The sequence below is a fragment of the Sphingobacterium chuzhouense genome (genome assembly GCF_014692525.1).
GTDB lineage: Bacteria > Bacteroidota > Bacteroidia > Sphingobacteriales > Sphingobacteriaceae > Sphingobacterium > Sphingobacterium chuzhouense.
The window spans coordinates 519,808-532,990 of the sequence record NZ_JACNYL010000003.1 but is presented as its reverse complement, the minus strand read 5'-3'; the positions used below and the strand labels follow the sequence as shown (position 1 = coordinate 532,990).

Below are 13,183 nucleotides of genomic sequence, written 5' to 3'. Positions count from 1 at the left end.
ATCAGAACAATAAAAAAATAAATAATGGAAGTCGAAGAAAATAAAATAGAGCAATTGTTGGTCAGAACATATGATGACCGTACACAGCTTGGAAAAGATGCTGCGGAAATGGTCAGCAAAAAAATTCAGGAATTGCAACAGGACAAGGACTATGTATATATCATATTTGCTTCTGCACCCTCGCAAAACGAGTTTTTGGAAACGTTAGCGAAAGCCACAAATATAGACTGGAAGAAAGTCGTTGCGTTCCATATGGACGAATATATCGGTTTAAATTTAGCCCATCCGCAGAGTTTCGGATATTTCCTAAAGGAAAACTTGTTTGATAAAGTACCGATTCATCATGTGCATTATATACAAGGGGATTCAAGCAATATCGAAAAAGAATGTGAGCGATACGAGCAACTCTTAAGAACATATGCCGTAGATATTGTATGTATGGGAATCGGAGAAAATACACATATTGCGTTTAACGATCCTCATGTTGCGAATTTTGATGACCCTTATTGGGTGAAAATCGTTGACTTGGATGATAAAAGTCGCCAGCAACAAGTAAATGATGGGTGCTTTAACTCCTTTGATGACGTGCCGACCCACGCCATTACATTGACCGTTCCGGCATTATTGCAGGGGAAATTTTTGTATTGTATGGTACCCGGTAAGAATAAAGCTAGAGCAGTCTATCAGACGCTTTATGAAGGAGTAGACTCTCGGTATCCTTCCACTATATTGCGGACGCATCAAAATGCGCACTTATTTATTGATAGAGAGAGTGCACAATATCTCCAGAAGTCCGTTTGAAAACAACATTACCTTTTCCAAAGTTCGAATCTTTGGAAAAGGTAATGTTTCTTACTATGGTGTTACGCGGCCTGGATATTCCTTCAGAGCTTTCTCTAAACAAACCAACGCGTTGCGTAAATCTTCTTGCTTAAGTACATATGCCAAACGTACTTGGTCAGCACCCACATTTGGTGTGCTATAAAAGCCGGTAGCGGGGGCCATCATAACCGTTTCGTTGTTGTACGAAAATTCTTCCAATATCCACTGACAAAATCTGTCGGCATTATCAATAGGAAGTTTAGCTACGACATAAAATGCTCCACCCGGAACAGGGCAAAAGACACCTTCTATCTTATTTAATCCCTCAACAAGTGTATTCCGGCGGGCAGTATATTCTTTAGACACAGCTTCAAAGTAGCTGTCTGGCGTATCTATCGCTGCTTCGGCAGCAATCTGTCCTTCAAGGGAAGGGCTCAAACGTGTTTGGGCAAATTTGAGGGCGGTCTGATATAACTCTTTGTTTTTGGTAATTATGCAACCTATCCGCGCGCCGCATGCAGAGTATCGTTTGGATACAGTGTCGATAACGACCACATGCTGTTCAAGCCCTTTCAAATGCATGGGCGAAACAAATGTATTACCATCATAGCAAAATTCACGATAAGCTTCATCTGCAAATAGGTAAAGATCATATTTCAGGCACAATGCTTTCAAGGATTCCAATTCTTCGCGCGAATAGAGATAGCCTGTAGGATTATTAGGATTACAAATTGCAATTGCGCGCGTCTTATCAGTAATCAATTTTTCAAATTCCGCTATCGGGGGTAAAGCGAAGCCAGTTTCTATGTAAGATAGAATAGGTCTTACTACGGCATCTGCTGCACAGGCAAATCCGTTATAGTTTGCATAAAATGGTTCGGGAATAATAATCTCATCACCCGGGCTGAGGCAACTTTGCATGGCGATAGTAAGCGCCTCTGAGCCCCCGTTGGTCACTAAGATGTCCGTTGGAGCGACGGAGTAATCCAATTTGTTATAATACGTTGCCAACTTTTCCCGATAGGAAGCAATGCCTTCCGATGGTGTGTAGGCCCATATGCTGAAATCGATGTTTTTTAAAGCATTTAGCATAACTTCGGGCGTCTCGATATCGGGTTGTCCAATATTTAAATGATATACTTTTTTTCCTTCTTTTTTTGCCTGCTCAGCAAAAGGTGTAAGCTTCCTAATTGGTGAAGCCGGCATATCCCGACCTCTTTTTGAAATTTCTGGCATTACCGTTTACGTTTTTAAGTATATTACAAAATTAATAAAAAAAGCCGTCAATCGACGGCCTTTTGCTTAATCTATATCTCCTTCTCTGGGAAGAGAGGATTATTCTACATTTCCTTTAATTGTCAATGTTTTTACAGGCGTCTTTGTGTTGGACTTAATCGTAAATTGTTTCGTAAAAGGTCCTTTGGCGGCAGCGTTATATGTTACCGTTACAGTACCTCCTTCCCCGGGTTTAACTGGGGTCTTCGTGAATTCAGCTACCGAGCACCCACAAGAAGGTTTTACCTCGCTGATAATGATAGGGGCGTCGCCGGTATTGGTAAATTTAAAGTTGTACGACGCCGGCTTATTATGGGGGATGTTCCCAAAATCGTGGGTTTCTTTTTCAAATTTGAATTCACCAATAGCCACTGTCAAGGACGTGAAACCAATGACGGCTATAAACGTTGCCAATATTCCTAATGTTCTTTTCTTCATCTTACTATTACTTTTAACCTCTCTGATTAATTATCAAAAGATACGCCAAAATTACAAATAGAGCAAAGCATGGGGCTCAAATTCCCCGAAATAGACAAAAATATTACAGAAATAATTAAATAATGCCTTCTTTTAATAGATCCTGTAGGTGTATTATGCCTTCGTAATGCCCCTCTTGGGTAACCAAGAGCTGTGATATGTTATGCTGGCGCATAGTATGGAGTGCGTCGGCAGCTAATTCTTCCCGTTTTATCTCTTTCGGATTTTGTGACATGATGTCGTTGGCCGTTAAATGTGATACGTCCTCATATTTTTCCAGCATCCGGCGGATATCGCCGTCCGTAATGATACCTTTGATATTTCCAGCATCAATGACAGCTGTAGCACCTAAACGATATTTCGTGATTGTAATAAGCACTTCGCGTACGCTTGCAGATGGGGAAACTTCGGGCTTGCCATTGTTGTCCGACAGATCGCTAACTTTTAAATACAACTGCTTGCCAAGTGCTCCGCCGGGATGATATTTAGCAAAATCACGATCTGAAAATTGTCTACATGTTTGTAAACACACGGCTAAAGCGTCTCCCATGGCCAACTGCGCTGTTGTACTTGTAGTAGGAGCCAGGTTATTTGGACAAGCTTCCCGCTCCACAGAAGTATTCAAGATAAAGTTTGCATGTTGTGCTAAAAAAGAATTCATATTACCCACCATAGCCACCAGCGTGTTGCCCGTTTGCTTCAAAAAAGGGACCAATACCTTAATTTCGGGGGTATTGCCACTTTTAGAGAGTGCAATAATAAGATCGTACTCCTGGATGATGCCCAGATCACCATGAACGGCATCTGCTGCATGCATAAAAATGGCGGGAGTACCGGTAGAATTTAGGGTAGCGACTATTTTTTGTGCAATTATTGCACTCTTCCCAATGCCCGTTACGATAATCCTGCCTGGTAGATCCAATATTTGATTGACAACCTTAATAAAATCGTCATCAATGAATTGCGTTAGTTTCTGAATTGCTGTAGCCTCCAATTCCAATGTTTCTATTGCAGTCTTTTTGATATCGATGTTGTGTATCACAGAAAAAATAGTTAATTTTATTTTAATAACTACAAAAGTAGGTTATTTAGCGCTCAAATGAGCCACGGATCCATCTAATTTTTGTTTGAGGTCAATGGAAATAGAAAAATCACTATTTGACAATTTGCAGGAGTTTTTCGGCTTTGATACCTTTAAAGGAGATCAAGAAGCCATTATAACGAATATCTTGAATAAGAAAGATACGTTTGTTATTATGCCCACGGGAGGGGGGAAATCCATCTGTTATCAATTGCCTGCACTGATGAGCGAGGGCACGGCTATTGTCATTTCTCCGCTTATAGCGCTCATGAAGAATCAAGTAGATCAGTTACGGGCTTTCGGGGGGAATGACAGCATTGCACATTTTTTAAACTCTTCGCTTAACAAAGGGGAGATAACAAAAGTTAAAAAGGATGTGACAGAAGGCAAAACAAAGTTGCTCTATGTGGCGCCGGAGTCGTTGGCAAAAGAGGAAAACGCACATTTTTTAAGGCATATCAAGGTTTCTTTCGTCGCTGTGGACGAAGCCCATTGTATATCAGAATGGGGACACGACTTTCGCCCGGAATACCGTAAAATAAGGCAAGTCATTAACGGGATCGGCGAGAATATTCCTATTATCGCATTGACAGCAACTGCTACGCCAAAAGTACAATCGGATATTCGCAAGAATTTGCAGATGAACAATGCGACATTGTTTAAGTCATCCTTCAACCGGCCGAATTTATACTACGAGGTTCGACCCAAGAAGAATGTCGTTAAGGAAATCGTAAAGTTCATCCGGAACAATGCCGCAAAAACAGGCATTATATATTGTCTCAGCCGCAAAAAGGTAGAGGAAATTGCCGAAGTGCTTAATATTAACGGAATAAAGGCGTTACCTTACCATGCAGGTTTAGATGCGAAGACTCGAGCAGATACACAAGATAAGTTCTTGATGGAAGATGTCGAAGTTATCGTCGCAACTATTGCCTTTGGAATGGGGATAGATAAGCCAGACGTTCGGTATGTAATTCATCATGATATCCCCAAATCGATGGAGGGGTATTATCAGGAAACGGGCCGTGCGGGCCGTGATGGAGGTGAGGGTATTTGTTTAGCTTTCTATTCTGAAAAGGATATTGAGAAGCTAACGAAGTTCATGAAAGACAAACCTGTCTCCGAAAGAGAAATAGGGACGCAGATACTAAAAGAAGTTATTGATTACTCCGAGTCGTCGGTATGCCGCCGGAAACAAATCCTGCATTATTTCGGCGAACAGTTTGACGAGACAGGCTGTAATAATATGTGCGATAACTGTCGTGCACCGAAAACGTATTTTGATGCCGAAGAAAATCTAATGGAGGTGTTGCGTTTTATAGAGAAAGAAGGAGAGAAGTTTGATGACCATCATATCATTAATGTCATGATTGGACAAAACAATCAACCGGTATCTTCGTATAAACATGATCTCCATCCTTTGTTCGGAAAAGGTAAAAGCTTAGGGGTTAATTATTGGAAATCGCTGATCCGACAAGCAGAATTAAACGACTTTCTAAAAAAGGATATTGATCACTATGGCTTACTGACACTTACTGAACATGGCAGAAGATATTTGGCGAATCCATACGGAATCAAATTTATTCTAAACAGAATAATGGAAAAAGCGGATGAAGATGGTTCCGAAGAAGTCGTACAAGGTACAGGAACGCTGGATACGGATCTGTTGAAGATGTTGAAAGATCTAAGAAAGAAAATAGCAAAGCAGAAATCCCTGCCGCCTTTTGTGATATTTCAAGACCCTTCGCTTGACGAAATGTGTACGCATTATCCGGTTAGTTTGGATGAACTCAAGCAAATGCATGGTGTTGGAGCTGGAAAAGCCCTCAAGTTTGGGAAACCATTTGTCGAGCTGATTAAACAGTATGTCGACGACAACGATATCGACAGACCTTTAGATCTTGTGATTAAGAGTACCGCGAATAAGTCGGCGTTGAAAGTTTCCATCATACAGAATATCGACCGGAAAATTGGTTTGGAGGATATCGCTTCCGCTAAGGGGATTAGTTATGAAAATTTACTTAAAGAAGTGGAATCTATTGTAAATTCCGGTACAAAACTGAATATCGGGTATTTTGTGGATGAGATGATTGATAGCGACCGTCAAGAAGAGGTTTACGATTACTTCCGAACAGCCGAGGTAGATTCTATCCAGGAAGCATTGAAAGAGCTTGGAGAAGATGATTATACATATGAAGATATCCAGTTGATGCGGATTAAATTCATGTCTGAATTAGGAAATTAACAATCAGAATATGATTCAACAATATTTACCTGCTATGAAACACGGGGAGTCCCCGCTTTTTTTTCTAATGGCGGGACCTTGTGCTATTGAAGGAGAGGAAATAGCTTTGCGTATTGCCGAACGGATTGTAACGGTTACAGATAAATATGGGATTCCATATATCTTTAAAGGATCCTATCGAAAAGCCAACCGTTCGCGTTCGGATTCTTTTACGGGCATAGGGGATGAGAAGGCATTAAAGATACTGGAAAAGGTAGGTAAGACGTTCGGTGTGCCGACAGTAACGGATATACATGAAAGCCACGAAGCTGCTGTTGCCGCGGCTTATGTTGATATATTGCAGATACCGGCGTTTCTGTGCAGACAAACGGAATTACTAGTGGCGGCTGCGGAAACGGGAAAAGTAGTCAATATCAAAAAAGGACAATTCCTGTCTGCCGCTTCGATGAAATTTGCGATAGATAAAGTAAAAGATGCCGGAAATGACAAAGTGTTTTTAACAGATAGAGGTAATACATTTGGGTATCAGGATCTAATTGTAGATTTTCGAGGATTGCCGGAAATGCGTGCTTTTGGTGTGCCAACGGTGATGGATTGCACACATTCACTACAACAACCTAATCAAACGTCGGGCGTCACAGGAGGGAAACCGGAGCTTATTGGAACAATTGCCAAGGCAGCTATTGCTGTAGGAGCCGACGGTCTATTTATAGAAACACATCCTGATCCGGCTAATGCAAAATCGGATGGAGCCAATATGTTGCATCTCGATTTGTTGGAAAGTTTGCTCGAAAAATTAGTACGTATCCGCAAAGCGATTTTATAAAAAAATTAAAGATGTGGAATTCCACATCTCTAATTTTTTATGATAAACTTATTATCTCCTTCAACAACAATATTAATCAGATCTTTTTGACGTAAACTTTTTGTCGCAGCATCCCATTTTTTTCCACTCAATCCTGTCGCTTGTTTCACGTCAGCTAAGATATTGCGTTCTTCCTGAAGTTGCGCCAATAGAAGTTTTTCATCGTCGGTCAATTCGACGACGATTTCTTTTTTCTCCGGACGCATCTGCGGGAAAAAGAGTACTTCCTGAATGGAAGCGTTGTTGGTCAGGAACATAATCAAACGATCCATCCCAATGCCAAGTCCCGAAGTAGGAGGCATACCATATTCCAACGCGCGTAAAAAATCTTGGTCGATGAACATCGCTTCATCATCGCCTTTTTCAGAAAGACGAAGCTGCTCTTCAAAACGTTCACGTTGATCTATGGGGTCATTTAACTCTGAATAAGCGTTGGCAATTTCCTTTCCGCATACCATGAGTTCAAAACGTTCCGTCAATTCCGGATTATCCCGGTGTTTTTTAGTCAACGGTGACATTTCGATAGGATAATCCGTGATAAACGTGGGCTGGATATAATTGCCTTCACATTTCTCTCCGAAAATCTCATCAATCAGCTTACCTTTTCCCATGGTGTCGTCCACGGCAATACCCATATTTTTAGCTGCTTCGCGGATTTCCGATTCCGATTTACCTAAGATATCAAAACCCGTAAACTCCTTGATGGCATCGGCCATGGTTACCCGTTTGTAAGGAGCCTTGAAGTCGATTTCGTTTTCTCCGAAAGTTGCTTTCGTTGTTCCATTGACAGCAAGCGCACAATGTTCGAGTAAACGCTCCGTAAAGCTCATCATCCAGTTATAGTCCTTGTACGCTACATATATTTCCATCGCGGTAAACTCCGGGTTATGCGTGCGATCCATTCCCTCATTACGAAAGTTTTTCGAAAATTCATATACGCCATCGTAGCCACCTACAATAAGGCGCTTTAAATAAAGCTCGTTTGCAATACGTAAATACAACGGAATATCCAATGCGTTATGATGCGTCATAAACGGACGTGCAGCAGCACCTCCGGGAATGGATTGAAGGATAGGCGTCTCTACTTCCATATAACCGGCGTCATTAAAAAATGTCCGCATAGCATTAAATAATTTCGTGCGTTTGACGAATATTTCCCGGTTTTGCGGATTAACGATCAAGTCTACATAGCGCATGCGGTAACGTTGTTCCGGATCGGTAAAGGCATCATACGTTTTGCCGTCTGCTTCCTTGACAATAGGTAGCGGACGTAGAGATTTTGTTAATACCGTGAGTTTTTCGACATGGATCGAGATTTCCCCCGTCTGTGTCGTAAAAACATACCCGTCAACACCGATGATATCGCCGATATCCAACAGTTTCTTAAAAACAGTATTATATAAGGTCTTGTCTTCACCAGGACAAATGTCATCGCGTTTGACGTAAGCCTGGATTCGCCCGGTAGCATCCTGCAATTCCATAAATGAGGCACTCCCCATGATACGGCGGCTCATCATTCGTCCCGCAAAGCGGATATTTTTATAATTTAGTTTATCTCTTTCGTAATTTTCCAAAATATCTGCAGCGGAGACATTTACTTTAAACTCATCCGCTGGATAAGGGTTAATACCTAAGTCGATAAGGGCTTGGAGGTTTAGTCTACGCTGTTGTTCCTGTTCCGATAATACAGTGCTCATGTTCAATGATTCAAAGTGCTAAATGAGAATGCAAAAGTAGGAAAAAATCTATAAAATATTCTTTTGTTTTATTTGGAGAAATAGATTATCTTTGCACCTCAAATTGTTGAATATATAATAATCATAAGATAAAATGAAAAAAGATCTGCATCCATCAAACTACAGATTAGTTGTTTTCAAAGATATGTCTAACGACTATTCTTTTGTAACTAAATCATGTGTAGACACAAAAGAAACTATTACTTGGGAAGATGGTAATGAGTATCCATTGGTGAAATTGGAGATTTCGCACACCTCTCATCCATTCTATACCGGTAAAATGAAATTAGTTGATACTGCTGGACGTATCGACAAATTCCGTAGCCGTTACCAAAAGTAATTTTAGGCGACAGGCTTCGGTCATAAATAACTTTCATCCCGATAGGTTCTTCTTGTCGGGATTTTTTTATGTAAATTTATCGGATTATGCTGTTAGAAGTCGTATTACATGATCGAGCCCCATGGCGAGAACATTTATTGCCTATGGCTTTCACAAGACCAGTGGGAGCTTTTCGAATTGGAATTCTGACACTACAAGAGAAATGGCAATTGCTGTTGGGAGTTCCAGTTAGCTTTTATACAGAATCCTACCTTCAGGTAAAATTTCATGGACCCTCATCGCCCGCATCCTATTTAGTCTTGCGTGCCAACCTTTGTCCCACAATAGACTTAATCAATATCCTAACCACATTGGAAGATGGGTGTATGTTGGAAAAGGATGGCGACTGGATAGCCTATAAGGTCAGCAAGTGGAATCCACAACCGGAGAGAAGTATGTTAAAAGTGCATAATTTTGAAGGCGAGCTGCGAAGTATTCACTTTTTAGAAGATATTTATCTAGAAAATGCCAAACAAATTGTCTTTGATTTTAATCTGCTTACAAAAGATAAAACTTCCTCAGCACTGCATCCTTCCAATGTGGTAATAGGGGATAACCTCTATGTAGGAACAAATGTAGAAGCATTCGGTTGTACATTTAATACGTTGGATGGTCCTGTTTATATTGCAGATGATGTCTTGTTAGAGCAAGGGAGTCATTTGAGAGGCCCGATAGCGATCGGCAAAGGAGCAAGGGTGAAGATGGGTAGCCGTTTGTATCCAAATGTGAGTGTGGGGCCAAAAGCTACTATTGGAGGAGAAGTTAACAATACGGTCATGTGGGAAAATAGCGCAAAAGGGCATGATGGGTATCTAGGTTGCGCTGTAATTGGAGCTGGATGTAATTTAGGCGCAGGTACAAGTAATTCTAATCTTCAAAACAATTGGCAGGCGATTAAGTTGTATGATTATAAACTTGGTGATTGGCGGAAAACAGAACGAAAAAAAGTGGGAACTTTTATGGGTGATTTCTCGATGTGCGGTATCAACTCTTCCATTACAACAGGTGCCGTAATAGGTGTAGGTGTACAGCTGTCTATGTCAAATATTATTCCGAAGTTTGTGCCGGACTTTTCTTGGGTGACAGATGAGAAACAGGAAACATATGTTTGGAATAAATTTGAAGATATGTTGAAAGAGCGGGGGAGAATGATAAATGAAGAAGTACAGGAAACAGACCTTCGTATACTATGGGAGGTTTATTGTTTAACAAGGCGAGAAGAATTTAATATACAAAATAGATAACAATAAAAAACGATGAGAAAAAACATTGTAGCAGGAAACTGGAAGATGAATTTGGATTACGAGAAAGGTGTAAGCTTGTTCTCGGAAATTGTTAACATGGTGAAAGATGAGGTAGTGGGCGATCAAGAAGTCATAGTATGTAGTCCCGCTATCCATTTGCACAGCATTGCAAAGTTAGCGGAACCAGTAAGCAACGTTGCTGTCGGAGCTCAGAATATCCACCAGGCTGAATCCGGAGCATATACCGGTGAAATATCCGGAGCGCAGGTAAAATCTACAGGTGCAGATTATGTTATCTTAGGTCACTCAGAGCGTAGAGCGTATTTCGGTGAAACAGACGCTTTATTAGCACAAAAAGTAGATGCTGCGCTAGCTAATGGTTTAAAACCTATTTTCTGTATTGGAGAAACGAAAGATGAACGCGAGGGAGGACAGGTTTTCGATGTTATTAAAACACAACTGGAAAAGGGCGTGTTCCACTTATCTAGTGAAGATTTTGAAAAAGTAGTGTTGGCATACGAACCGGTATGGGCTATTGGAACTGGGTTAACTGCTTCTCCCGAGCAAGCCCAAGAGGTACACGCTTTTATACGTGAAACGGTTGCTAATCATTATACGCAGAAAATTGCAGATGAAACGACCATCCTATACGGAGGAAGTTGTAATCCCGCAAATGCAAATGAATTGTTTTCACAAAAGGATATCGATGGTGGATTGATCGGGGGAGCATCCTTGAAATCACGCGACTTCTTAGAAATTGTAAAGGTTTTTAATACGAAATAATGAAGTATTCTTCGGTTACGTTTACTTCTCCAACTATGGAAGATTGGCAGAGAGACCTGCTGATTGATTCACTAGGAGCGGTTGGCTATGACACCTTCGAATATGTAGAGCAAGGGTTTATAGCTTACATTCCGACGGCCAACTTGGATTTACAGGCATTAGAGACGTTGTTATTACGCGAAACGGAAGGCTTTGATATCAGTTATATGATCCAAGAAATAGAAGATCAGAATTGGAATGAGCTATGGGAAAGTAACTTTCAGCCGATTACGGTGGATGATAGATGTTATGTACGGGCGACCTTTCATGAACCGAAACCCAGTATGCCTTACGAGATTATTATCGATCCTAAAATGTCATTTGGAACTGGGCATCATCAAACTACATCGATGATGCTTTCCTATATTTTAGAGAATGACTTCAAAGGTAAGGAAGTGTTAGATATGGGATGCGGTACGGGGATTCTTGCTATATTGGCTGTCATGCGTGGAGCAAAACACGCTCTGGCAGTAGACTATGATGAAGTTTGTGTAGATAGTGTAAACGAGAATAAAATACGGAATAATATCGGATCTATTGATGCTGAGTTAGGATCGGAGGAACGTATGAAAGGTAAGGTGTTTGATGTTATTCTTGCCAATATCAACCGTAATATCTTAATGGAACAACTGGAGCAATATAGTTTAAGCACGAAGTCTGGTGGAGAATTGTATATTAGCGGTTTCTATGATGGGGAAGATCTGGAAATGCTGATAGAAAGAGCACAATCTGTTGGATTTGACTATCAGCATAAAAAAATGCAGGATAGATGGTGTGCAGCGAAGTTTGTTAGGAAATGATTGCACAGACGAGAATGCCTAAACCGATGGGTGGGATTTTGACTTTTTATTTTTAAGAAGTATGCGAGTTCATTTTATAGCAATTGGCGGTGCGGTGATGCACAACTTAGCCATTTCATTGGCCGAGCAGGGACATCAAGTGAGTGGATCTGATGATCAAGTTGTTGAGCCATCAAAGTCCAGATTGAAAAATGCGGGGCTTTTACCTAAAACGATGGGTTGGTTTCCAGAGAAGATAACAGAGGATATCGACGCCGTAATTTTGGGCATGCACGCGGAAAGTGAGAATCCTGAGTTGCTTCGTGCGCAAGAGCTAAATATTAAGATTTACTCTTTTCCTGAATTTATCTATGAACAAAGCATGGATAAAACTCGGGTAGTTATTGCCGGAACGTATGGTAAGACGACTATCATGAGTATGGTTATGCACGTGCTCAAGAAACTGGGACGGGATTTTGATTATCTTGTCGGCGCACAATTGGAGGGCTTCGATTCGCTAGTGAAATTAACCACCCATAACAAGATCATTCTATTAGAAGGAGATGAATATTACGCATCTCCAATAGATCACCGTTCAAAATTTCATCTTTTTAACCCTAACATAGCTTTAATCAGTGGGGTGGAGTGGAATGAGAGTAGGGCAAATATGGCACAGGAAGAGTATTTTAAGCAATTTGAGACATTTATTGATACTATCGTGCCAAAAGGTACGTTAATTTACAACAAGGATAATCAAAATTTGGTAGAGATAGTAGAGGCAACTTCGGACTGCAATATTAACCGACACGGTTATAAACTACCTGAATATTCCATTAACAAAGGTGTGACATATCTCCATCTAGGAGAAGAGCGTATTCCTTTGCAAGTGTTTGGGAAATTGAACCTATCAAATATAGCCGGGGCATATACAGTCTGTGAGTGGTTAGGCGTAAAGCGGGTTGATTTCTATGAAGCGATCAAAGATTTTAGAAGCTCTATCCGCTATTTAGAGTTCGTAGCTAGCGACAATGAAAGTGTGGTATATCAAGACTTTCTTCATTCGCCGTATAAGCTCAGGACGAGTATCCATGCGGTTAAGGAGCAATTCCCAAGCCAAGGGCTTGTAGCTATCATTGAATTGAATCCCTATGATGTTATAAATCGGAGTTTTTTGGATACTTATCGAGAGTCCATGGATGAATCCGATTATGCTGTGGTTTTGATCAACAAAGACGCCATAAAGGAGAAAAATATATTAATAAGTAATTTATCGTCCGAAATTCAGCAAGTTTTTAATCATAAAAATTTTACATTCTTGACGGATATTCCTTCCTTAGAGGTTTATTTAGATAAATTTAAATCGTTAGGTTTCAATCTTTTATTTATGGTTTCGCCTCATCATAATAGTATGGATATTGTCAGTTTTGCAGATAAATTCCTTAAAAATTATTAATTATT

At 40.5% G+C, this 13,183-nt stretch carries 12 protein-coding genes; 8 read left to right on the top strand and 4 right to left on the bottom strand.

What is annotated here, in order from left to right; genetic code table 11:
• Nucleotides 1-24 precede the first annotated feature (24 nt).
• Nucleotides 25-801 carry a glucosamine-6-phosphate deaminase gene (locus H8B21_RS14370; protein ID WP_190314451.1) on the top strand — a complete coding sequence of 259 codons (777 nt, stop codon included), beginning with the start codon at nucleotides 25-27 and terminating at the stop codon, nucleotides 799-801.
• Between the two features lie 54 nt (nucleotides 802-855).
• On the opposite strand, the gene H8B21_RS14365 is transcribed toward H8B21_RS14370, so the two are convergent.
• From H8B21_RS14365 to H8B21_RS14355, 3 genes are all read right to left on the bottom strand, one after another.
• On the bottom strand, nucleotides 856-2,058 hold the full coding sequence (locus H8B21_RS14365; RefSeq protein WP_190314450.1) for a pyridoxal phosphate-dependent aminotransferase: 1,203 nt from the start codon (nucleotides 2,056-2,058) through the stop codon (nucleotides 856-858).
• 99 nt (nucleotides 2,059-2,157) lie between these two features.
• Nucleotides 2,158-2,535, bottom strand: a complete 378-nt coding sequence (locus H8B21_RS14360; RefSeq protein WP_190314449.1) for a DUF1573 domain-containing protein — start codon at nucleotides 2,533-2,535, stop codon at nucleotides 2,158-2,160.
• Between the two features lie 115 nt (nucleotides 2,536-2,650).
• Nucleotides 2,651-3,613 (bottom strand): KpsF/GutQ family sugar-phosphate isomerase, encoded by a 963-nt coding sequence (locus H8B21_RS14355; RefSeq protein WP_380907440.1) that lies wholly within the window; start codon nucleotides 3,611-3,613, stop codon nucleotides 2,651-2,653.
• Nucleotides 3,614-3,710: 97 nt separating this feature from the next.
• Here H8B21_RS14355 and recQ point away from each other — a divergent pair, with 97 nt between their 5' ends.
• Both recQ and kdsA read left to right on the top strand, forming a co-directional pair.
• Complete coding sequence (gene recQ / locus H8B21_RS14350) at nucleotides 3,711-5,900, top strand: DNA helicase RecQ (RefSeq protein WP_190314447.1); 2,190 nt, start codon at nucleotides 3,711-3,713, stop codon at nucleotides 5,898-5,900.
• 10 nt (nucleotides 5,901-5,910) lie between these two features.
• Nucleotides 5,911-6,726 carry a 3-deoxy-8-phosphooctulonate synthase gene (gene kdsA, locus H8B21_RS14345; protein WP_190314446.1) on the top strand — a complete coding sequence of 272 codons (816 nt, stop codon included), beginning with the start codon at nucleotides 5,911-5,913 and terminating at the stop codon, nucleotides 6,724-6,726.
• 29 nt (nucleotides 6,727-6,755) lie between these two features.
• Here kdsA and lysS read toward each other — a convergent pair whose 3' ends face one another.
• The gene (lysS, locus tag H8B21_RS14340; protein ID WP_190314445.1) at nucleotides 6,756-8,462 is read right to left on the bottom strand and encodes a lysine--tRNA ligase; all 1,707 of its coding nucleotides are present in this window, start codon (nucleotides 8,460-8,462) and stop codon (nucleotides 6,756-6,758) included.
• A 133-nt stretch (nucleotides 8,463-8,595) separates the two neighbouring features.
• On the opposite strand from lysS, the gene H8B21_RS14335 reads away from it, so the two are divergent.
• From H8B21_RS14335 to H8B21_RS14315, 5 genes are all read left to right on the top strand, one after another.
• Entirely contained in the window at nucleotides 8,596-8,841 is a 246-nt protein-coding gene (locus tag H8B21_RS14335) for a type B 50S ribosomal protein L31 (RefSeq protein ID WP_130139794.1), read from the top strand.
• An 86-nt stretch (nucleotides 8,842-8,927) separates the two neighbouring features.
• A complete protein-coding gene (locus tag H8B21_RS14330; protein WP_223815045.1) occupies nucleotides 8,928-10,124 on the top strand; it encodes a putative sugar nucleotidyl transferase in 1,197 nt (398 codons plus the stop codon).
• Between the two features lie 12 nt (nucleotides 10,125-10,136).
• Entirely contained in the window at nucleotides 10,137-10,907 is a 771-nt protein-coding gene (tpiA, locus tag H8B21_RS14325; protein WP_190314443.1) for a triose-phosphate isomerase, read from the top strand.
• Nucleotides 10,907-11,746, top strand: a complete 840-nt coding sequence (gene prmA / locus H8B21_RS14320; protein WP_190314442.1) for a 50S ribosomal protein L11 methyltransferase — start codon at nucleotides 10,907-10,909, stop codon at nucleotides 11,744-11,746. The genes tpiA and prmA overlap by 1 nt, the downstream gene beginning before the upstream one ends.
• Nucleotides 11,747-11,807: 61 nt before the next feature.
• Nucleotides 11,808-13,178 (top strand): Mur ligase domain-containing protein, encoded by a 1,371-nt coding sequence (locus tag H8B21_RS14315; protein WP_190314441.1) that lies wholly within the window; start codon nucleotides 11,808-11,810, stop codon nucleotides 13,176-13,178.
• Nucleotides 13,179-13,183: the final 5 nt, after the last annotated feature.

What these genes read in the sequence shown, in the direction of transcription:
- H8B21_RS14370 (WP_190314451.1), top strand. Translation starts at nt 25, where the DNA reads ATGGAAGTCGAAGAAAATAAAATAGAGCAATTGTTGGTCAGAACATAT.
- H8B21_RS14365 (WP_190314450.1), bottom strand. Translation starts at nt 2,058, where the DNA reads ATGCCAGAAATTTCAAAAAGAGGTCGGGATATGCCGGCTTCACCAATT.
- H8B21_RS14360 (WP_190314449.1), bottom strand. Translation starts at nt 2,535, where the DNA reads ATGAAGAAAAGAACATTAGGAATATTGGCAACGTTTATAGCCGTCATT.
- recQ (WP_190314447.1), top strand. Translation starts at nt 3,711, where the DNA reads ATGGAAATAGAAAAATCACTATTTGACAATTTGCAGGAGTTTTTCGGC.
- kdsA (WP_190314446.1), top strand. Translation starts at nt 5,911, where the DNA reads ATGATTCAACAATATTTACCTGCTATGAAACACGGGGAGTCCCCGCTT.
- lysS (WP_190314445.1), bottom strand. Translation starts at nt 8,462, where the DNA reads ATGAGCACTGTATTATCGGAACAGGAACAACAGCGTAGACTAAACCTC.
- H8B21_RS14335 (WP_130139794.1), top strand. Translation starts at nt 8,596, where the DNA reads ATGAAAAAAGATCTGCATCCATCAAACTACAGATTAGTTGTTTTCAAA.
- H8B21_RS14330 (WP_223815045.1), top strand. Translation starts at nt 8,928, where the DNA reads ATGCTGTTAGAAGTCGTATTACATGATCGAGCCCCATGGCGAGAACAT.
- tpiA (WP_190314443.1), top strand. Translation starts at nt 10,137, where the DNA reads ATGAGAAAAAACATTGTAGCAGGAAACTGGAAGATGAATTTGGATTAC.
- prmA (WP_190314442.1), top strand. Translation starts at nt 10,907, where the DNA reads ATGAAGTATTCTTCGGTTACGTTTACTTCTCCAACTATGGAAGATTGG.
- H8B21_RS14315 (WP_190314441.1), top strand. Translation starts at nt 11,808, where the DNA reads ATGCGAGTTCATTTTATAGCAATTGGCGGTGCGGTGATGCACAACTTA.